General features: G+C 69.2%; 20 protein-coding genes. 7 read left to right on the forward strand and 13 right to left on the reverse strand.

Annotated features, from left to right (window positions below):
• Positions 1–39: 39 nt before the first annotated feature.
• The gene (locus tag RMP08_RS10845) at positions 40–1143 is read right to left on the reverse strand and encodes a hypothetical protein (RefSeq protein WP_310469015.1); all 1104 of its coding nucleotides are present in this window, start codon (positions 1141–1143) and stop codon (positions 40–42) included.
• On the reverse strand, positions 1140–2534 hold the full coding sequence (locus RMP08_RS10850; protein ID WP_310469033.1) for a glycosyl transferase family protein: 1395 nt from the start codon (positions 2532–2534) through the stop codon (positions 1140–1142). The genes RMP08_RS10845 and RMP08_RS10850 overlap by 4 nt, the downstream gene beginning before the upstream one ends.
• Positions 2535–2722: 188 nt before the next feature.
• Between RMP08_RS10850 and RMP08_RS10855 the strand changes: the two genes are divergently transcribed.
• From RMP08_RS10855 to RMP08_RS10865, 3 genes are read left to right on the forward strand one after another with little or no spacing between them, the layout of a single operon-like run.
• Positions 2723–3211 carry a hypothetical protein gene (locus tag RMP08_RS10855; RefSeq protein ID WP_310469016.1) on the forward strand — a complete coding sequence of 163 codons (489 nt, stop codon included), beginning with the start codon at positions 2723–2725 and terminating at the stop codon, positions 3209–3211.
• Positions 3212–3240: 29 nt separating this feature from the next.
• Positions 3241–4413: a 23S rRNA (adenine(2503)-C(2))-methyltransferase RlmN gene (gene rlmN, locus RMP08_RS10860; RefSeq protein WP_310469017.1), complete on the forward strand. Its 1173-nt coding sequence runs from the start codon at positions 3241–3243 to the stop codon at positions 4411–4413.
• A 22-nt stretch (positions 4414–4435) separates the two neighbouring features.
• Entirely contained in the window at positions 4436–5653 is a 1218-nt protein-coding gene (locus RMP08_RS10865) for a cyclopropane-fatty-acyl-phospholipid synthase family protein (protein ID WP_310469018.1), read from the forward strand.
• A 6-nt stretch (positions 5654–5659) separates the two neighbouring features.
• Here the strand turns inward: RMP08_RS10865 and RMP08_RS10870 are convergent, their stop codons facing one another.
• The 3 genes from RMP08_RS10870 to RMP08_RS10880 all read right to left on the reverse strand — a co-directional run bounded on the left by RMP08_RS10870 (position 5660) and on the right by RMP08_RS10880 (position 8052).
• Positions 5660–6724 carry a retroviral-like aspartic protease family protein gene (locus tag RMP08_RS10870; protein ID WP_310469019.1) on the reverse strand — a complete coding sequence of 355 codons (1065 nt, stop codon included), beginning with the start codon at positions 6722–6724 and terminating at the stop codon, positions 5660–5662.
• A gap of 122 nt (positions 6725–6846) precedes the next feature.
• Positions 6847–7233: an acyl-CoA thioesterase gene (locus tag RMP08_RS10875; RefSeq protein ID WP_409049791.1), complete on the reverse strand. Its 387-nt coding sequence runs from the start codon at positions 7231–7233 to the stop codon at positions 6847–6849.
• A gap of 198 nt (positions 7234–7431) precedes the next feature.
• Positions 7432–8052, reverse strand: coding sequence for a calcium-binding protein (locus RMP08_RS10880; protein ID WP_310469020.1), 621 nt, complete (start codon positions 8050–8052; stop codon positions 7432–7434).
• Positions 8053–8147: 95 nt separating this feature from the next.
• Here RMP08_RS10880 and RMP08_RS10885 point away from each other — a divergent pair, with 95 nt between their 5' ends.
• From RMP08_RS10885 to RMP08_RS10895, 3 genes are all read left to right on the forward strand, one after another.
• Positions 8148–9368 carry an argininosuccinate synthase gene (locus RMP08_RS10885; RefSeq protein ID WP_310469021.1) on the forward strand — a complete coding sequence of 407 codons (1221 nt, stop codon included), beginning with the start codon at positions 8148–8150 and terminating at the stop codon, positions 9366–9368.
• Positions 9369–9433: 65 nt separating this feature from the next.
• Entirely contained in the window at positions 9434–10978 is a 1545-nt protein-coding gene (locus RMP08_RS10890; RefSeq protein WP_310469022.1) for a hypothetical protein, read from the forward strand.
• Complete coding sequence (locus RMP08_RS10895) at positions 10975–12048, forward strand: glycosyltransferase family 2 protein (protein WP_310469023.1); 1074 nt, start codon at positions 10975–10977, stop codon at positions 12046–12048. Before RMP08_RS10890 ends, RMP08_RS10895 begins: the two co-directional genes overlap by 4 nt.
• On the opposite strand, the gene RMP08_RS10900 is transcribed toward RMP08_RS10895, so the two are convergent.
• Both RMP08_RS10900 and RMP08_RS10905 read right to left on the reverse strand, forming a co-directional pair.
• On the reverse strand, positions 11941–12366 hold the full coding sequence (locus RMP08_RS10900) for a GtrA family protein (protein ID WP_310469024.1): 426 nt from the start codon (positions 12364–12366) through the stop codon (positions 11941–11943). The genes RMP08_RS10895 and RMP08_RS10900 overlap by 108 nt on opposite strands.
• Positions 12363–13109, reverse strand: a complete 747-nt coding sequence (locus RMP08_RS10905; protein ID WP_310469025.1) for a methyltransferase domain-containing protein — start codon at positions 13107–13109, stop codon at positions 12363–12365. Before RMP08_RS10905 ends, RMP08_RS10900 begins: the two co-directional genes overlap by 4 nt.
• Positions 13110–13164: 55 nt before the next feature.
• Between RMP08_RS10905 and RMP08_RS10910 the strand changes: the two genes are divergently transcribed.
• A complete protein-coding gene (locus RMP08_RS10910) occupies positions 13165–14964 on the forward strand; it encodes an AcrB/AcrD/AcrF family protein (RefSeq protein WP_310469026.1) in 1800 nt (599 codons plus the stop codon).
• On the opposite strand, the gene RMP08_RS10915 is transcribed toward RMP08_RS10910, so the two are convergent.
• From RMP08_RS10915 to RMP08_RS10940, 6 genes are all read right to left on the reverse strand, one after another.
• Positions 14961–15590 carry a MarC family protein gene (locus RMP08_RS10915; protein ID WP_310469027.1) on the reverse strand — a complete coding sequence of 210 codons (630 nt, stop codon included), beginning with the start codon at positions 15588–15590 and terminating at the stop codon, positions 14961–14963. The genes RMP08_RS10910 and RMP08_RS10915 overlap by 4 nt on opposite strands.
• Complete coding sequence (locus RMP08_RS10920; RefSeq protein WP_310469028.1) at positions 15587–16234, reverse strand: hypothetical protein; 648 nt, start codon at positions 16232–16234, stop codon at positions 15587–15589. The genes RMP08_RS10915 and RMP08_RS10920 overlap by 4 nt, the downstream gene beginning before the upstream one ends.
• A complete protein-coding gene (gene folD, locus RMP08_RS10925) occupies positions 16231–17118 on the reverse strand; it encodes a bifunctional methylenetetrahydrofolate dehydrogenase/methenyltetrahydrofolate cyclohydrolase FolD (protein ID WP_310469029.1) in 888 nt (295 codons plus the stop codon). Before folD ends, RMP08_RS10920 begins: the two co-directional genes overlap by 4 nt.
• Positions 17115–17417, reverse strand: a complete 303-nt coding sequence (locus tag RMP08_RS10930; protein ID WP_310469030.1) for a YggT family protein — start codon at positions 17415–17417, stop codon at positions 17115–17117. The genes folD and RMP08_RS10930 overlap by 4 nt, the downstream gene beginning before the upstream one ends.
• A gap of 38 nt (positions 17418–17455) precedes the next feature.
• Positions 17456–18436 carry an L-histidine N(alpha)-methyltransferase gene (gene egtD, locus RMP08_RS10935; protein WP_310469031.1) on the reverse strand — a complete coding sequence of 327 codons (981 nt, stop codon included), beginning with the start codon at positions 18434–18436 and terminating at the stop codon, positions 17456–17458.
• On the reverse strand, positions 18429–18706 hold a 278-nt coding region (locus RMP08_RS10940), incomplete at its 5' end, for an SUMF1/EgtB/PvdO family nonheme iron enzyme (protein ID WP_310469032.1). The genes egtD and RMP08_RS10940, both read right to left, overlap by 8 nt.

Below are 18706 nucleotides of genomic sequence, written 5' to 3' on the forward strand. Positions count from 1 at the left end.
ACCGGACTAGCCCGCGCGGTGCGCAAGGCCAAGCGCGGGCTAGAAATCCGCGGCGAGGGTCAGCGCGGGCCCCGACCCCGGCTCGGCCTTGCCCGACAGTCGGTGGCGCCAGTCGAGGTGGACGCGGATGTTGTCGCGCACCTGCATCGACACCCGCGGCCCGGCGTCGATGCGGTGGACTCCGGCTTGCGACCCGCCCTGCCACGCGCCCCACATTCCGAAGCCGGCGGACAGGCGGCCGTAGACCGGGCGGGTCATGGCAAACGCGCCGTCGACGAAGAAGTCGCGGCGGCGCAGCCCGACCACCCCGCCCTGGGCATAAGCGTCGAGCGAGAATTTGAGCGGCATCGGCCGCTGGTAGACGCCGCCCTCAAGGAACATCGCGAACGCCGAGCGGCCGGCGAAGCGCCCGAACGCGTGGCGCCGCTCGACGGTCAGCGAGACCGGGACCGCGCGCAGCGGGGTGAGCTTGATCCCGGCCGCGACCTCCCCGCCGCGGGTCGACCCGATCGGCGCGCTCATCCGCAGCGACGCGGCGACCGAGCGATTGAACGCATAGGACAGGCGCGCCCCGGCCTGGCTGCCGCCGAGCGCGGGGTTGCTCGCCAGCCCGGATGCGGTGCCGAGGGTGTCCCCCGGCCGCCCGCGCAGCAGCGCCCATGAGGTGAGCTGGACGCGGTCGAGCTTGGGCTTGATTGCCGCCGCCGCGCCCGGGGCCGCCGGCGTCGACTGGGCGCCCGCGGGGCCGCTGCGGCGGCGCGGGAACGCCGCCGCCATGCGCGCCAGCGGCCAATCGTCGAGTTGCGGGATCGGAGCGTAGAAAATGGGTGCCGGCGCGGGGTCGATCGGCGTGTACCCGCTGCCGTGCGGAGGGGGCGGCCGCACCGGCAGCGGGTAGGCATGGGAAAAGTCGGGGAGGGACGCGAAGCGGATGATCGGCGGCGCCGCTTCCGCCATGGCCGGAGTGGCAAAGGCCAGCGGCGGGTCGATCGGCGGAAATTCAGTCGGGACGATGGTGGACACGGCGGGCGGGCCGCGGGCCAGGCTGACCCCGCCGCCGGTCGGCAGCAGCCCGACCGTCGCCACCCGGACCCCGGTCCACGCGACCAGCGCCATGGCAAGGAAGCGCAGCGCCGCGCTCATTGCGCCAGTTCGGCGGGGAAAATGTGGCGCGTCTTGTCCCACTTGGGCATGCCGCCGCCGAGGTGGACCGCGACCGCGCGCAGGGCGGCGAGCATGGCGATGACATTGCCGATCACCAGCCGCGGCACCGACAGCAGCCCCTGCCGCCAGCCGTACACCGAGGTGGTGCAGCCGGCGCGCATCAGCACCCGCCAGCCAAGCAGCCAGGCGTTGATCGTCAGCAGCGTCGCCAGGGTCGGGTTGAGGTCGACCTCGAGCGGCGCCCCGAATGCGTGGGCGAGCCACAATTGCGTCCACAGCAAAGCGGCGGTGTAGGCGGCGATCAGCAGCAGCGCGGCGAGCGGCCCGCGGCGGTCGCGCATGCGCATCCACCGCTCGCCCCAGCCGCCGCGCCAGCCCATCCGGTCCCACCCGCTCAGTGCGATCCCGCCCAGCCAGCGCGCCTTCTGCCGCACCGCTTCGCCGATGGTCGACGGGAAGTGGCCGCGGCTGGCGACCATGCCGCGTTCCCCGGCGCGCGCCGGGATGCGCACGAACATCGTGCGGAAGCCCAGCGCGCCGACCTTGAGGCCGAGCTCGTAATCCTCGGTCAGCGTGCCGCCGGCGAACGGCCGCCCGTCACCCGCCGCCGCCAGCCGTTCAAGGGCTCGGCGCGATATGGCGCAGCCGACTCCGGCCAGCGGGATCGCCGCGCCGATCGCCTCGCGCACCACCAGCTCCTTGACGTGGGCCTCCGCGAACTCGTCGCAATAATGACCGGCGATCCACTGCGAGTCGCGGTCGGTCAGCGGCAGCACCGGCAGCTGAATCACCCCGGCGCGGTCGATCAGCCGGTCGAACACGGCGAGCTCGAGCGGATGCACGACATCCTCGGCATCGTGCAGCACGACCGCCTTGGCGGCGCGGCCCGTGGCGACCTCGAACGCAATCAGCGCGTCGTACAGATGATTGAGGCAATCGGCCTTGGTGGTCGGTCCGTTGCCGTCGACCAGCACGGCTTCGATCCGCGGGTCGGCGACGCTGACGATCGCCGCGCGGGTGCCGGGGTCGTTACGGTAATAGCCGACGAAGATCCGGTACAGGGGATAGTCGAACCGTTTCAATGTGGCGCGCAGCATCGACGCGATGACCGCCGCTTCGTCCCACGCCGGGATGAACACGGCAATCGGCCCCGGGCTGGCGGGGCGGCCGATCAGGTCGCTGGCGAAGGCATGGGGGAAGCGCGCGTAGACCGCGGTCGAGCGCCACAGCCGGCGCGCGAAATAAATCACGTCGACGGCGACATCGTTGATCGCGAACAGCAGGAAGCCGGCCCCGGCGAAAAGCGCTAGTTCGGCCGCGATGCGGCTGGTCAGTTGGGCAATGTCGATAGCCTGGGCCTGGCTACGGATGCATCAGGCGAGCGACGGCGGGCCGTAGGCAGTGGGCGTGGCGCGGTGCATGAGGCAGCCTCCAGGGGCAGCGAGGATCACCGAGCCCCTCTCTGTCGCATGCCCGACACACTAAAGCAAGTTAGGACCAGACTGTAACCGATCCGGATCAAGTGGCGTCGCGCGCGGGACCGGCTAAGGTGGCCGCGATGCGCATCCTGATGCCGATCCTCGCCGCTTGGCTGCTCGCCCCGGCCGCCGCCACCGCGGCGCCGCGGACCCTTGCCGCGCGCGGGGTGTGGGCGGCGTTCGATCATGGCCGCCATTGCGAGGCGGTCGCGCGTTCCGAGCTCGACGCGCTCAAGAATCGCCCGCAGGCGCGCCTCGGCTTTCGTTTCGACCGCGCCGGCCCGCGCGGCGGGGAGCTTGCCGCGCGGCTCAGCCGTGTGCCGCGCCCCGGCTCGAGCGTCATCCTCAAGATCGACGGGCGCCCGTTCCTGCTTGCCGCGCGCGGCGACTGGGCATGGAGCCGCGGCCCGGCGCAGGACGCCGCGATCATCGCCGCCGCGCGCCTCGCCGGCAGCCTGCGGATCGAGGCGCGCGATGCAGCGGGCCGCCGCTTCGTCGATCGCTACCTGCTCGACGGGGCGCCGACCGCGATCGATGCCGCCGCGGCCGCCTGCGCGCTGGCAAAATAAAGCTTCATCGCCTAGATAGGCGCCCTGCCATGACCGCCGACACCGCCTTGATGCCGATCGCCGGCAGGACCGACCCCGTGACCGTGCCGCGCGCGCCCGCTCCGCGCGCCGATGGCAAGGTCGACCTGGTTGGCCTGTCCAAGGATCAAATCCGCAGTGCGCTCGAGGCCGCCGGGCTTGATCCGCGCCAGGCCAAATTGCGCTCGAAGCAATTGTGGCACTGGATCTATAATCGCGGGGTCGGCGACTTTACCGCGATGACCGACATCGCCAAGGCCCAGGCGCCGTGGCTGGCCGAGCATTTCGTCATTTCGCGCCCCGCGGTGGTGGAGGCGCAGGTGTCGACCGACGGCACCCGCAAATGGCTGCTGCAGACCCACGACGGCCATGATTACGAGATGGTGTTCATCCCCGACGCCGACCGCGGCACCCTGTGCGTGTCGAGCCAGGTCGGGTGCACGCTTAATTGCCGATTCTGCCACACCGGCACGATGCAATTGGTGCGCAACCTAGAGCCCAGCGAGATCGTCGGCCAGGTCATGCTCGCGCGCGACGCCTTGGGCGAATGGCCGTCGCAGCCGGAAGGGCGGATGCTGACCAACATCGTGATGATGGGAATGGGCGAGCCGCTGTACAATTTTGACAATGTCCGCGACGCACTCAAGATCGTCATGGACGGCGACGGGCTCGGGCTGTCGAAGCGCCGCATCACCTTGTCGACCTCGGGCGTGGTGCCGATGATGGCGCGCGCCGGGGCCGAGATCGGGGTCAATCTCGCCGTCTCGCTCCACGCGGTGAACAAGGTAGTGCGCGACGAGATTGTCCCGCTCAACCGCAAATACGGCATCGAGCAATTATTGGAGGCGTGCGCGGCCTATCCCGGCGCCAACAATGCGCGCCGCATCACCTTCGAATATGTCATGCTCAAGGACAAGAACGACAGCGACGCCGACGCGCGCGAATTGGTCCGCCTGATCCGCCACTACGACCTGCCGGCCAAGGTCAATTTGATCCCGTTCAACCCGTGGCCCGGCGCGACCTACGAATGCTCGACCCCCGAGCGCATCCGGTCATTCTCCAACATCGTGTTCGAAGGCGGCATCTCGGCCCCGGTGCGCACCCCGCGCGGCCGCGACATCGACGCCGCCTGCGGCCAGCTGCGCACCGCCGCCGAGCGCAAGCGCAAAGTCGCCGCGGCCTGATTGCGCGAATAGGAGTGCGCGCATGACGGTGATCGGCAGGCTGATCGGGCAATTGCTCAAGGCGGGCACGATCCGCCTGATTCTTCCCGGCGGCGATCCGCGCGACTACGGCCCCGGCGGCGGGCGCACGCTGACGGTTCGCTTCCACGACCGCAGAGTCGCCTTCGACCTGCTGCGCAATCCGCGGCTGGCGGTCGGCGAGGCGTATATGGACGGCCGCCTGACGATTGAAGACGGGACGATCCTCGACCTGCTCGAGATGATCGTCGGGTCGAACCGCTGGGAGGACGGCGGCAACAAGCGCAAATTGCTCAAGAAGGGCAAGATGAGCCGCCTCACCGCGCTGCTCCGCCGCAACCGGCCGACAAGCTCGCGGCGCAACGTCGCCCACCATTACGACCTTAGCGACGAGCTCTACGAACTGTTTCTCGACGACGACCGCCAATACAGTTGCGCTTACTATCGCGATCCCGCCAACAGCCTCGAGCAGGCGCAGGCCGACAAGAAAGCGCACATCGCCGCCAAGCTCGCTTTGAAGCCGGGCCAGCGCGTGCTCGACATTGGTTGCGGCTGGGGCGGCACCGCATTGTATCTTCACCGGGTCGCCAAGGTCGATGTGCTCGGAGTGACGCTATCCGAACGCCAGCTCAAGATCGCGCGCGAGCGCGCCGCGGCAGCCGGCGTTTCGGATCACGTCCGCTTCGAGCTGGTCGACTATCGCGACGTCGAAGGGCCGTTCGACCGCATCGTTTCGGTCGGCATGTTCGAGCATGTCGGCCTCGCCCATTACGAGGAGTTCTTCGCGCGCTGCCGCGAGCTGCTCAAACCCGACGGGGTGATGCTGCTCCACACCATCGGCAAGCTCGGCAAGGCCGGCCCGCCCGACCCGTTCACCGACAAATGGATCTTTCCCGGTTACCACGTCCCCTCGCTGAGCCAGATGGTGTCCGCGAGCGAGAAAGTCCGCCTCATCGCCAGCGACGTCGAGACGCTGCGGCTGCATTACGCGTATACCCTCCGCGCGTGGCTCGAGCGCGCTACCGCGGCGCGCGAAAAGATCGTCGCGATGTACGACGAGCGCTTCTTCCGCATGTGGGAATTCTATCTCGCCGGCGGGATCGTCGCGTTCGAAAGCGGCGCCGCGTGCAATTACCAGATCCAGTACATCCGCGACCGCGCCGCGCTGCCCATCACCCGTGACTATCTGCTCGAGGTCGAACGCGGCTACTGCGCCGCCTGACTGCAACTAGCGCCGGCACACCTCGCTGTCGTCGCCCGACGACAGCCGCGTGTAGAAGGTCGAGTCGCTGCTCACCACCACCCCGGTCGTCCCGCATTTCTTCAACTGGAAGCGCACTTTGCGCGCGCGGAAGTCGAGCGACACGCGGCGGAAGGTTGCCATCAGATCGGTGCCGAGCAGCAGCGCCGGCTCCTTGGACAGCCCGAACACCTCGAACGGCGGCACGTCGGCGAACGCGATCGGGACATTGCGCAAGGTCACCGAACCGAGTTTGAGCTCGGCGATCCGCGCCAGCTGCAAATCGACCGTCACCCCGGTCACACCGGTCACCGGGATGGTCACGAACTTCTTGCGGTTGCCGCGGATCAGCAGGTCGCGCAGCCTGCTGTTGCCGATGGTGATTTCCGACCCGGTGTCGATCACCGCTTCGACCGGCAGCCCGGCGGCGCGGACCTGGGACAGGATCAGTTGCCCGCGCCGCCGCCGCGCGGTGACCACGATCTCGCCGGCGACCCATTTGGCCGGCGTCCGCGCATCCTCGACATTGATCACGCGCTTCTCGAAATCGAGCATCAGCCGCTGCTGGACCAGCGCGTCGATCCCGATCATCCCCTCACCGCCGAGGTCGGACTCGAGCAGGGCCGGCACTTGCAGGTTATGGACGCTGCTCTGCCCCAGCCCGAGCTCGGCGACCTTGACGCGGTCGACCAGGCTGCTCGCGGTGATCCCGTGGAGATAGGCCGGCGCGCCCAGCGGCAATTGCAGTCGCCGCGCGATGCGCAGACCGACCACCGAGGTGTCGGCGCCGCTGTCGACCAGGAATTGGTAGGGGCCGGTGCCGTTGACGTGGACCGCGACGGTCATCCGCGTGCTGACCTGCCGCGCCTTGATGTCCTCGCCGCCGATCGCCAGCTGGTTGTCGATCACCGCCGGCGGCAGCGGCGCCATCGGCCGCGGCGCCACCTGCACCGGCTTGCGGATGCGCGGCGCCGCGCTGCCGGCGGACGCGCCGCCCAGCGCCGAGCAGGCCAGCGTCAGCCCGAGGACCATGCTCCAGCGCCGCGTCGGCACGTCGCCACCTCCCACATCGCGGGCGTTTGCCGCCCGTTGCGGCAAGAAACATCGCGATCGCCGCTGCTTGCAATCGACTTTCGACCAACAGCGGGAGTGCGTCCAGCGTCGTCCCGCGGCGCTCAGCGCGCGGGCAGGAAGCGCTCGACGATGTCGCGGGCGAGGCGCACCGGGCGCTTGCTGTCGGCGTCGAGGCAACACCAGCTGCTCTTGATCTCGGCCAGCACTTCCTCGCCGCGGCGGACTACCGTGCTGAACATTGCGCGCGCCCCCTCGACCTTTTCTGCGAGGACTTCGGCGACCACGATGTCGTCGAGGAAGGTCGGGCGGCGGTAGGTGATCTCATGCTTGAGCGCGACCCACAAATGGCTCGCTACCGCCTCGGCCGGCGCCACTTTCTCCCAATATTCGACCACGGCGTCCTGCACCCAGCGCAGGTAGACCGAGTTATTGACATGGCCCATCGCGTCGATGTCGTTGGCGCCAATGGCGATTGCGTGGCGAAACATGGCGTTGGGTTCTTTTCGTAAAGCTCCGCGGCAGCGGGTTATACTCCCCGCCACGGAACGCTTCAACTTGGCCTTTGGGCCCGGTGCGGTCGTTCACCGAGAGAGGTGGGAGGCCCGGCAGGCAAGCGCAAGGCAGGACATGAAAAGCCCGGCGGAATCGCTTCCGCCGGGCCGTTTCAATCGTCGCGGCGGCCGCGCTTAGCCGCTGTGCTTCATGCCGCGCATGCGCTGGTGCATCGCCTTGCGCTCGTCGGGGGTCAGCTGGCCGTCGCGGTTGGTGTCGGCCATGTCGAAATGGCTGAGCGCGGCCGTGGTCGCCTCGGCCAGCGTCACGCGCGCGTCGCGGTTGGCGTCGGCCATCTCGAACATCCGGCCGCCGAGACCGCCCATGCCCATCCCGCGCATCCCGCCCCGCTTGCCCTCGCCCTCATGCCGCATGCCCATGCGCTGCTGGCGCTGGGCGGCATGCGCGTCCCATTCGGCGCGCGCGATGCTGCCGTCGCGGTTGGTGTCGATGCGATCGAACGCCTGCGCATGGCGCTCGCCGCGCCGTTCACTGCGGCGCTCGGCGCGCTTGTCGTGGCGCATCCCGCGCACCGCTTCGGCCTCGGCCTTGGTGATCGCGCCGTCGCGGTTGCCGTCGACCCGCGCGAACATCGTTTGGACATGCGCGGCGACGTCGGTGCGACTGTGCGTCTTCATCATCATGCCGTGGTGAGCGTGGGGCGCAGCGGCGGCGGGCGCCGGGGTTTGCGCCAGGGCCGGCGCCAACGCGAGCAAGGCGGCCGCCGCGGCGCCGCCGATCAACAGCTTGTGCATCGAGTGTATCCTTCCGTGGAAACGTTAAGCGGCAGATAGCAAAGGCAAAGTGTATCGCGCTTGAATGGCCCCCGGCGCGGTGGCAAGCCGCCGCCATGCCGCAAAAATCCGTCAACCGCGTCGTGCTCGCTTTCTCCGGCGGGCTCGACACCAGCGTCATCCTCAAATGGCTCCAGGTCACCTACGGTTGCGAGGTTGTGACCTTCACCGCCGACTTGGGCCAGGATGGCGAGATCGAACCGGCGCGGGCGAAGGCCGAACTGCTCGGGGTCAAGCCCGAGCACATCTTCATCGAGGATCTGCGCGACGAGTTCGTGCGCGATTACGTGTTCCCGATGGTCCGCGCCAACGCGCTGTACGAAGGCCAGTATCTGCTCGGCACCGCGATCGCCCGCCCGCTGATCGCCAAACACCAGGTCGAGATTGCGCGAGCAGTGGGCGCCGACGCGGTCGCCCACGGCGCCACCGGCAAGGGCAACGACCAGGTCCGCTTCGAGCTCGGTTACTATGCGCTGGAGCCCGACATCAAAGTCATCGCGCCGTGGCGGGAATGGGATTTGACCAGCCGCGCGGCGCTGCTCGACTTCGCCGAGAAGCACCAGATCCCGGTGCCCCGGGACAAGCGCGGCGAGGCGCCGTTCTCGACCGACGCCAACCTCCTCCACACTTCGAGCGAGGGCAAGGTGCTAGAGGACCCGTGGGCCGAAGTGCCCGACTATGTTTACTCGCGCACCGACGATCCCGAGCAGGCGCCGGCGGCCGAGGATGTGGTGATCGCGTTCGAGGCGGGGGACGCGGTCGCGGTCGACGGCGAAGCGCTCGGCCCGGCAGACCTGCTGGCGCGCTTGAACGCGCTCGGCAGGCGCCACGGCATCGGCCGCCTCGACCTCGTCGAGAACCGCTTCGTGGGGATGAAGAGCCGCGGCATGTACGAGACTCCGGGCGGCACCATCCTCCACCTCGCCCACCGCGGCATCGAGCAACTGACCCTCGACCGCGGCGCCGCGCATCTCAAGGATGAACTGATGCCGCGCTATGCCGAGCTGGTCTACAACGGCCTGTGGTTCTCGCCCGAGCGGCAGATGCTGCAGGCGGCAATCGACTTGAGCCAGCAGCGCGTCACCGGCGAGGTCCGCCTCAAGCTCTTCAAAGGCACAGCGCACGTCACCGGCCGGCGCTCGTCCGAAAGCCTGTACGACGAACGGACCGTGACGTTCGACGACGATGCCGGTGTATACGACCAGCACGACGCTGAGGGTTTCATCAAGCTCACCGCGCTGCGCCTGCGCCTGCTGGCGCGGCGGGAGCAGCGCTAGCCGCGCCAGTGGACAATCCCCGCGCGGCGGCTAGGGGTCGGGCGAACAAGGGCTTCTTCACGATCATGCAACCGAGCGAACCGAGCGGCGCAGCGGCGCCTGGCACCCGCCCGTGGTGGGAGCGGCGACCGCTGGTGGCGGTGCTGATCCTGCTCGCGCTGGTGCCGCTGCTCTATCCCCCGGTGCCGCCGCTGGTCGATTTGTTCGGCCACATGGGCCGCTACCGCGTCCAGCTCGACCTCGGCAGTTCGCCCTGGCTGCGCGAGTTCTACACGTTCCGCTGGGCCGCCATCGGCAACCTCGGGGTCGACCTCGCGGTGATGCCGCTGGCCCAGCTGGTCGGGCTCGAGACCGCGGTCAAATTGATCGTGCTGGCGATCCCGCCGCTGACCGTGGCCGGTTTCCTGTGGGTCGCGCGCGAAGTCCACCACCGCCTGCCGCCGACCGCAATGTTCGCGCTGCCGTTCGTGTTCGGCCACCCGTTCATGTTCGGCTTCGTCAATTTCGCTTTGTCGATGGCGTTCGCGTTTCTCGCCTTCGGGCTGTGGCTGCGGCTGGCGCGGCTGGGCAAGCTGACGCTGCGCGCGTGGCTGTTCGTGCCGATCTCCATCGTCGTGTTCTTCACCCACACCTTCGGCTGGGGCACGCTCGGCCTGTTGTGCTTCTCGGCCGAGGCGGTGCGCCAGCACGACCGCGGCACGCCGTGGTTCAAGGCCGGGGTCGGCGCGGCGCTCCACGCCGCCGTAATGTCCCTGCCCGTGGCGATCATGCTCGCCTGGCGCCGCGAAACCCATGGCCGGACCGCCGCCAACTGGTTCGATTGGGACATGAAGCTCGAGTGGATTGCCTCGGCGCTGCGCGACCGCTGGGCGCTGTTCGACTACGGCTCGCTGCTGCTGGCGTTCGCAATTCTCGTCTTCGCCTTGCTCAGCAAGCGGCTGACTCTGTCGCGCAACCTCGCTTTTTCGGCGCTGGTGCTGCTTGCCGGGTTCATCCTGCTGCCGTGGACGGTGTTCGGCTCGGCCTATGCCGACATGCGGCTGGTGCCCTATCTGATCGCGGTCGCGCTGCTTGCGATCCGCTTTCGCACGGACACCCATCTGCCCACCGCGCGCGTGCTCGCGGCGCTCGCCTTGGCGTTCGTGCTGGTGCGGCTCGCCGGGACCACCGCCAGCCTCGCCATCGCCGCCGACGACCAGCGCGCCAAGCTCGCCGCGCTCGACCATGTTCCGATGGGCGCGCGCGTCGCCAGCCTGGTCGGGATCGATTGCACCAGGCCGTGGCCGCTGCAGCGCAACAGTCACCTCGGCAGCATGGTGATCGTCCGCCGCGAAGGCTTCTCCAACGACCAGTGGGTGATCGAAGGCGCCAATCTGCTCGGCCTGCGCTACCGCCAGGCCGGCGCCTATGCCGCCGATCCGTCGCAGCTGGTGCGCGCCAATCGCTGCGGCCCCGGCCACAGCCCCGACGACGCGCTCAAGGCCCTGCCGCGCGACGCCTTCGATTATGTCTGGATGATCGACGTGCCGCCGTTCGACCCGCGCTCGACCGCCGGCATGCGCATGGTCTGGCGCGGGCCCGGCTCGATCCTCTATCAGGTGCGGCCATGACCATGCTGTCGATCGTCGTCCCCTGCTTCAACGAGGAAGCGTGCCTCGACGCGCTCCACCAGCGGCTGACCGCGGCGGCGCGCACAACCGCCGGCGACGATTATGAGCTGGTGCTGGTCAACGCCGGCTCGCGCGACGGCAGCTGGGCGATGATGCAGCGACTTGCGGCCAGCGACCCGCGCTTGGTCGCGGTCAACCTGTCGCGCAATCACGGCCACCAATTGGCCCTCACCGCCGGGCTCGATTTGTGCGGCGGCGATATCGTGCTGATCATCGACGCCGACCTCCAGGACCCGCCCGAGCTGCTCGCCGACATGCTCGCGACAATGCGCCGCGAGGGCGCCGACGTGGTGTTCGGGGTGCGCCGCAGCCGCGCCGGCGAGACCCCGTTCAAGCGCGCCACCGCGCACGGTTTCTACCGCCTGCTGGCGCGCGCCACCGAGGTCGACATCCCATTGGACGCTGGCGACTTCCGCCTGATCAGCCGCCGCGCGCTCGACGTGCTGCTGGCGATGCCCGAGCAGGCGCGCTTCATCCGCGGCATGGTCGCCTGGCTCGGCTTCAAGCAGGTGCCGTTCCTCTACAACCGCGACGAGCGCTTCGCCGGCGAGACTAAATACCCGTTCTCGAAGATGGTCCGCTTCGCGTTCGACGCGCTGACTGGCTTCTCTTCGGCGCCGCTCAAGTTGGCCAGCCACGCCGGGCTGTGGCTGTCGGTCGGCTCGGTGCTGATCATCCTCTACATCCTCGCCGGCTGGCTGTCGGGCCGCGCGATCCCCGGCTGGACCTCGCTGATGCTGGTCGTGGTGGTGCTCGGCGCGGTGCAGATGTTCGTGCTGGCCTTGCTCGGCGAATATATCGGGCGGCTTTACAACGAGGCCAAGCAGCGCCCGCTGTACATCGTGTCGGAGATCGCCGGGCAGGCGTCACTGCGGCCGCCGAGCCGCCTCGGCGTGGTCGCCTCAGCCGTAGGTCCAGCGGCGGTGGAGGGCAAAGGTCATCAGCGGGGTAAGCAGGATGTTGGGCACGATCGGCCACCACAGCGCCCCGTCGATCCGCTCGACCAATAGCCACACCCAGAAGCTGTTGATGGCATAGCCGAACAGATTGACCGCGACGAAGCGGCTGCCGATGCGCGCGTGGTCGTCGCGCGGCCCGTGCCCGCGAAAGCTGATCCAGCCATGCGCGAAATATCCGACGATAACCCCGGTCACCCAGGCGATGGCGATCGCCACCAGCGGAGAGGTCGTGCGGGTTTCGGCGAGCGCGTAGTAAATCGCCTGGCCCAATATGGTGATGCCCGCGCCGATCACCCCGTAGCGCGCCAGCTGCAGGATCGTCGCCCGTCCTTCGGGGTCGCGCCACTTTTGCGCCAGCTTTTGCTTCACGCCTTGAGCCGCGCCTCGACCGCCGCCTTGGCCATCGCGATCGGCTTGACCAGCCCGCGCGGGATCAGCCGCACCGCGGCGCGCCGCAGCGCCCATTGCAAATCGCCGCCGATCGTCAGCGGCCGGTCGTCGGGCACGCGCGCGGCCAAAATCGAGGGCGACAACCGCGCCTGCCCGGCGGGGTTGGCGTAAAGATAGCTGTTGAAGCGGTACCAAGGCTTGATCTCGCCGCGCCCGGCAATCCGCGGGCGCAGCCAGTCGAACACGACATAGCCGCGCGCCGCGAACAGCCGTCGCCAATATTCGGGCGGCTGCTCGTTGACGTGGTGCTCGCCGCCCTGGTGCGGGACCGCGGCGGAGAACAGCACGACATCGCCGTGATCGACCAGGTTGGCGACGAACTGCTCGGCCTTCGCATGGGGCAGATGCTCGGCGACCTCGAGGCTCTGGACCAGGTCGAAGCGGCGCTTGAGGTCGAGCGGGGTGGCGAGGTCGTGCGCGATGAACTGCTCGGCCGGGATCGCGAGTTGGTCGCGGCGGACATAGTCGCCATCGACCGCGACGACATCCGCGACCCCCGCTTTCAGCCATTCGGCCGCCCACGCGCCATGCCCGGCACCGACGTCGAGCAGGCTGCCGATGGCCATTTCCTTGCCCAGCAGGCCCGCCACGGCGCGCGCCGACGCCCGCGACCCGGCGTCGATATAATCGTAGAAGTCGCTCGAATATTGGTGATCGGTCATGCGCTGCAGCGGCCCGTCGCTTGCCCTTTGAGGTTGACCGGCTAGAGCGCGAAAAGTGTCAGAGCGCAACACCGACCTGCCGGCCGACCGCGCCTGGCGCTTGATCGACCGCCACTGGACGTGGCTGGTTGCCGCCGCATGGCTGCTGTTCTGCGCGTGGTTCGTCTATTCGCGCTGGGCAGGGATCCACGCCTTCGCGCTCGGCGACACCGACGACAATCTGCGCATGAGCCAGGTTCGCGCCTTGCTCGCCGGGCAGGACTGGTTCGACCTCAGGCAATATCGCCTGAGCCCGCCCGTGGGCGCCAACATCCACTGGTCGCGGCTGGTCGACCTGCCGCTCGCTGCGCTGATTCTGCTGCTGCGCCCGCTCGTCGGCGGCGCCGATGCCGAGCGCATCGCGGTCGCCGTCGCCCCGATGCTGCCGTTCCTGCTGCTGTTGTTCGGCGTGTCGCTGACCGTTCGGCGGCTGGTCGACCGCCGCGCTTTCCCGCTCGCCTTCGTCGCGCTGTTCCTCGCCGGCTCGACGCTCGGCATGTTCATGCCGACCCGCATCGACCACCACGGCTGGCAGCTCGCCTTGCTCAGCCTGGCGGTCGCCGGCCTCGCCGATCCCAAGCGCGCGCGCGGCGGGGCGACGGTCGGCATCGCCACCGCTTTGTCGCTGGCGATCGGGCTCGAGCTGTTGATCTACCTCGCGCTGGCGGGGGTCGCGACGGTGCTGATGTGGATCGACGAGCGCGACCAGCGCCGCCGCCTCGCCGCCTATGCCGCGACCCTCGCCGGCGGTACCGCGCTGAGCTTCCTCGTGTTCGCCTCCTACGCCAACCGCGCCGCGGTGTGCGACGCGCTGTCGCCGGTGTGGCTGGCCGACGCGCTGCTCGGCGGTGCGCTGCTGCTCGGCCTTGCGATGCTCTCGCCGGGCGACTGGAAGCGCCGCCTGGCCCTGGCCGCGGCGGCTGGCGTCGCGGTCGCCGCCTTCCATGCCCTGGCCTGGCCGCACTGCCTGGCGCGGCTCGAGGGGGTGTCGCCCGAAGTGCAGGAGTTGTGGCTGAGCCATGTCCGCGAGGCGCGGCCGGTCTACCGCCACGGTGCCAAGATCGCGTCGTTGATCGTCGCTCTGCCGATCACCGGGCTGTTCGGCTGGGCGCTGCTGGCGTGGCTGGCGCGGGGCGACCGCGATCGGCTGCGGCGGGTGCTGGCCGCTCTCACTCCGGCGTTCGCCGCGGCTGTCCTGTTGCTGTGGCAGACGCGCACCGGGCCCGCGGCGCAGATGCTGGCGGTGACCGGGGCGGTGACCATCGTGTGGGTTCTGGCGCCACTGGCTCTCGCCTCGCGCCATGCCGTGGTGCGCGTGCTCGGCCCGGTCGCGGTCACCCTTATCGGCCTCGGCGCGGTCGTTCCGCTGGTCAGCGATGCATTGCCCGGCAAGAAGCAAACCAAGCGCGAAATCGCGATTTCAAAGGCCAACCGCCAATGCCCGACGCTCGCCGCGCTGCGCCCGATCGCCGAGCAGCCCAAGGGCATGGTGTTCTCGTTCGTCGACTTCGGCCCGCGGCTGATCACCGTCACCCATCATGACGCCGTGATCGGCCCCTACCACCGCAACGGCGAGCAGATCGGCGATGTGATGAAGGCGTTTCGCGGCTCGGCCGACAATGCCCGCGCGATCCTCGCCAAATATCGCGCCGATTATCTCCTGGTGTGCCCCAACAGCTCGACCACTACGATCTTCATGGCCGAGGCGCCCAAGGGCTTTTACGGCCAGCTCGAGCGCGGCGAGATTCCGCCGTGGCTGGAGCCGATCAAGCTGCCGGATGATTCGCCCTACCGGATGTGGCGGGTGCGCCGCTAACCCAAGCCGGGAAAGCTCTGCTTGATCCCGTCGATCACGAACTGCGCGGCGAGCGCGGCGAGGATCACGCCGAGGATGCGCGTGATCATCCCTTCGATGCGCTCGCCGATCAGCTTCATCAGCGGCCCCGCGGCGAGCAGCGAGAGCAGGGTCAGCAGGATCACCACGGTGATCGCCGCCAGCACGATGGCGATCTCGAGCGTATCGTCGGCGCGCGACACCAGCAGCATCGCCGAGGCGATCGATCCGGGCCCGGCGATCATCGGAATCGCCATCGGGAACACCGAGATGTCCTCCGCTTCGGGCGTCGACTCGATCGATTGCGCGCGCTCCTGGCGGCGCTGCGTGCGGCGCTCGAACACCATGTCGAGCGCGATGAAGAACAGCATGATGCCGCCGGCGATGCGGAAGCTGGCGAGGTCGATCCCGAGCGCGCCGAGCATCGGCCGCCCAAGCAAAGCGAAGAACATCAGGATCACCCACGCCACCACCGCCGAGCGCAGCGCCATCGAGCGGCGGTGGGCGAGCGACGTGCCGCGCGTCAGCGACGCGAAAATCGGGGCGCAGCCGGGCGGGTCGATGATGACCAGGAAGGTCACCAGCGCCGAACCGAACAGCTCCATCATGGGGTGGCGTCGCTCGCGGCTGCGGTTTTCTGCTCGAGCACCATCTCATGGCGCCGCCCGTTCCACACGAACGCGCGGAAATGATGCGCCCCGCCGGGGCCGACCTTCCAGTCCCAGCCGAGCGAGGCATCGGCCGACTGGCCGCGCCCGAAGTCGTCGGGCGATCCCCCGCCCGGCTTGCGCGCTGCGGTCGGCGGCGGCAGCAACGGCGCCGGCCCCGGCTTGCCGCGGCACGAGCCCTTGCGCACCTTGGGGTTGCGCGGCCGCGCGATCGCCGTCTTCAACTCGTCGCCATTGTCATACACCCAGCGCCACTGGCCCCTGTCCTGCACCCACACGGTGGTGAAATAACCGACGCGCTTGCCGCCATCGCGCACCCACGGCCCGGTGTTGACCGCGGTGCGCCCGTCGCACGACACCCAGCTGCGCGCCGGCCACCAGCGCACCGGCACCGCCGGGTCCTTGCGGTCTTTCAGGAACTCATGCGCCCACACCGCCTGGGGCGAGAACATCACCGCGTCGGGGTCGGCATATTTGCGGAACGCGGTCCACTGGCCGATCGCCTGAGCATCGCGGGCGAACGCGCGTTCGGCGTCGACGGCGCTCGGCGCGGCGGCACTGGCGAGAAGCAAGGCGACAATCATAGACCCTCCGGATCGGTCAGGCCGGCGCGGCGGTGCGCGGCGACGATGGTGTTGCGCAATAGCATGGCGATGGTCATCGGCCCTACCCCGCCCGGCACCGGGGTGATCGCGCCGGCAACTTCGCTGACCGAAGCGAACTCGACATCGCCGACCAGCCGGCCCTTGCCGCCGTCGCCGGGGACGCGGTTGATGCCCACATCGATGACGGTCGCGCCGGGCTTGATCCAGTCGCCCTTGATCATTTCCGCGCGGCCGACTGCGGCGACCACGATGTCGGCTCGGCGCACGACCTCGGGCAAATCGCGGGTGCGGCTGTGGGCGATGGTCACCGTCGCGCTCGCGCCAATCAGCAACAGCGCCATCGGCTTGCCGACGATGTTCGAGCGCCCGACCACCACCGCCTCCAGCCCGGCAAGATCGCCGAGCTGGGCCTTCAGCAAATGGAGGCAGCCGAGCGGGGTGCACGGCACCAGCGCGTCGAGCCCGGTCGCGAGACGGCCAGCGTTGAGCGCGTGGAAGCCGTCGACATCCTTAGCCGGGTCGATCGCCGCGATCACCCGCGCGGCGTCGATCTGCGGCGGCAGCGGGAGCTGGACGAGGATGCCGTCGACCGCGTCATCGGGGTTGAGCGCGGCGACCAGGTCGAGCAGCTCGCCCTCCGCCGTGCTCGCGGGCAAAGTGTGCGAGAAGCTCGCCATCCCCGCCTCGCCGGTCGCCTTGCCCTTGGAGCGGACATAGACCGCGCTCGCCGGATCCTCGCCGACCAGCACGGTGGCGAGGCCGGGCTGGCGTCCGGTCTTTGTCTGGAAGGCGGCGGCGGCGGTCGCGACCTTGGCGCGCACCTCGGCGGCGGCGGCGCGGCCGTCGATCACCGCCGCGCTCATGCGTCGGAGTAGGTCAGCTCCACGGCGAGGCCGCCGAGCAGCATGCGCAAAATCTGGATCAGCAGCAGCAGCACCAGCGGCGAAAAGTCGATCCCGCCGAAGTCGGGCAGGATCTTGCGGATCGGCCGGTACAGCGGCGCGGTGATCCGCTCGAGTGCTTCGGCGAACCCGCGCACCCCGCTCGACGAGGCGTTGAGCACGTTGAACGCGAACAGCCAGCTGATGATGACCTGGCCGATGATCACCCAGCCGACGATGCGCAGCAGGAAATCGAGGATCTGGAAGAGGGCGATGAGCATCGGGCGCGCTTAGCCGGGGCGGTGCCCGCCCGCAATGACTACGGTGCGAAGCGGTTGGGCTGGGCCTCGGCGAGGATCACCGCGAAGTCGCGCGCGGGGTCGGTCCACTCGGCGAGCGGGGTCCAGCCCCCGGCGAGCAGCAGCACGCGGGCCCCGCGCGCGCCATATTTGTGGCTGTTCTCGCTGTGGATCGACGATCCGGCGCGGAAATCGAAATGCTGGCCGGCGACAGCGAACTCGACGTCGCGCTGCGCGACGAGGTGCATCTCGATGCGCGACAATATGTCGTTCCAGCGCGCCTCATGGCGAAAGGCGTCGACCGGGATCGTGCCGCCGAGCTCGCGGTTGATGCGGGTCGCGAGGTTGAGGTTGAAGCGCGCCGTGACGCCGCCCGGATCGTCGTAGGCGGCGATCAGCCGCTCGACCGGCTTGACGCGGTCCATGCCGATCAGCAGCCGCGACCCGGTGCCGAGCAATTCGCGAAAATGGCGCAGCAGGTCGGTCGCGCTGCGCGGCACGAAATTGCCGATGGTCGAGCCGGGGAAGAAGCCGAGCCTAGGCAGGTCGTCGATGTCGCCCGGCAAGTCGAACGGGCGGACGAAATCGGCCGTTACCGGGAGCACCGGGAGCCCGGGGAAATCGGCGGCGAGCCGCGCCGCGCTCTGCTCGAGATAGTCGCCCGAAATATCGACCGGGACATAGGCCGCCGGGTCGATCGCGCGGAGCAGCAAGGGCGTCTTGGTCGCTGAGCCGGCGCCGAACTCGACCACCGCCGCGCCGCGTGGAATCAGCGCCCGCACCTCGGGCATGATGGTCTCGAGCAGGGCGGTTTCGGTGCGCGTCGGATAGTAGGTTTCGAGCCGGGTGATGGCGTCGAACAATTCGGAGCCCGCGCGGTCGTACAGCCAGCGCGCCGGGATCGCCGGGATTGGCGCGGAGAGGCCGGCCAGCACGTCGGCGCGGAAGGCGTCGGCCTGCTCGTCGGCCCCCCCGTCTTCGCTAAAGCGCTCGTCAGGCATCGCGGGCGAGACGCAGGCCGGTGAATTGCCAGCGCGCGGTCGCGGCAAAGAAATTGCGGTACGAGGCCCGGCTGTGGCCGCGCGGCGTGGCGCAGCTGGCGCCTTTCAAGACCTGCTGCCCGAACATGAATTTGCCATTATATTCGCCGACCGCGCCGGGCTCGGGCGCGAAGCCGGGATAGGGCGCGAAGGGGCTCGCCGTCCATTCCCAGACGTCGCCGAAAATGTCGCCGGGCGGCGCGGGAATGACCGCGCCCGGGCGGTCGAGCT

The sequence above is a fragment of the Sphingomonas sp. genome (assembly GCF_031426035.1).
GTDB lineage: Bacteria > Pseudomonadota > Alphaproteobacteria > Sphingomonadales > Sphingomonadaceae > Sphingomicrobium.

Coding starts and splice junctions, on each gene's coding strand:
- RMP08_RS10885 (WP_310469021.1), top strand. CDS start 8,148: ATGCCGCAAAAATCCGTCAACCGCGTCGTGCTCGCTTTCTCCGGCGGG.
- RMP08_RS10890 (WP_310469022.1), top strand. CDS start 9,434: ATGCAACCGAGCGAACCGAGCGGCGCAGCGGCGCCTGGCACCCGCCCG.
- RMP08_RS10920 (WP_310469028.1), bottom strand. CDS start 16,234: ATGATTGTCGCCTTGCTTCTCGCCAGTGCCGCCGCGCCGAGCGCCGTC.
- RMP08_RS10880 (WP_310469020.1), bottom strand. CDS start 8,052: ATGCACAAGCTGTTGATCGGCGGCGCCGCGGCGGCCGCCTTGCTCGCG.
- RMP08_RS10905 (WP_310469025.1), bottom strand. CDS start 13,109: ATGACCGATCACCAATATTCGAGCGACTTCTACGATTATATCGACGCC.
- folD (WP_310469029.1), bottom strand. CDS start 17,118: ATGAGCGCGGCGGTGATCGACGGCCGCGCCGCCGCCGCCGAGGTGCGC.
- RMP08_RS10875 (WP_409049791.1), bottom strand. CDS start 7,233: ATGTTTCGCCACGCAATCGCCATTGGCGCCAACGACATCGACGCGATG.
- egtD (WP_310469031.1), bottom strand. CDS start 18,436: ATGCCTGACGAGCGCTTTAGCGAAGACGGGGGGGCCGACGAGCAGGCC.
- RMP08_RS10915 (WP_310469027.1), bottom strand. CDS start 15,590: ATGATGGAGCTGTTCGGTTCGGCGCTGGTGACCTTCCTGGTCATCATC.
- RMP08_RS10845 (WP_310469015.1), bottom strand. CDS start 1,143: ATGAGCGCGGCGCTGCGCTTCCTTGCCATGGCGCTGGTCGCGTGGACC.
- rlmN (WP_310469017.1), top strand. CDS start 3,241: ATGACCGCCGACACCGCCTTGATGCCGATCGCCGGCAGGACCGACCCC.
- RMP08_RS10855 (WP_310469016.1), top strand. CDS start 2,723: ATGCGCATCCTGATGCCGATCCTCGCCGCTTGGCTGCTCGCCCCGGCC.
- RMP08_RS10930 (WP_310469030.1), bottom strand. CDS start 17,417: ATGCTCATCGCCCTCTTCCAGATCCTCGATTTCCTGCTGCGCATCGTC.
- RMP08_RS10895 (WP_310469023.1), top strand. CDS start 10,975: ATGACCATGCTGTCGATCGTCGTCCCCTGCTTCAACGAGGAAGCGTGC.
- RMP08_RS10865 (WP_310469018.1), top strand. CDS start 4,436: ATGACGGTGATCGGCAGGCTGATCGGGCAATTGCTCAAGGCGGGCACG.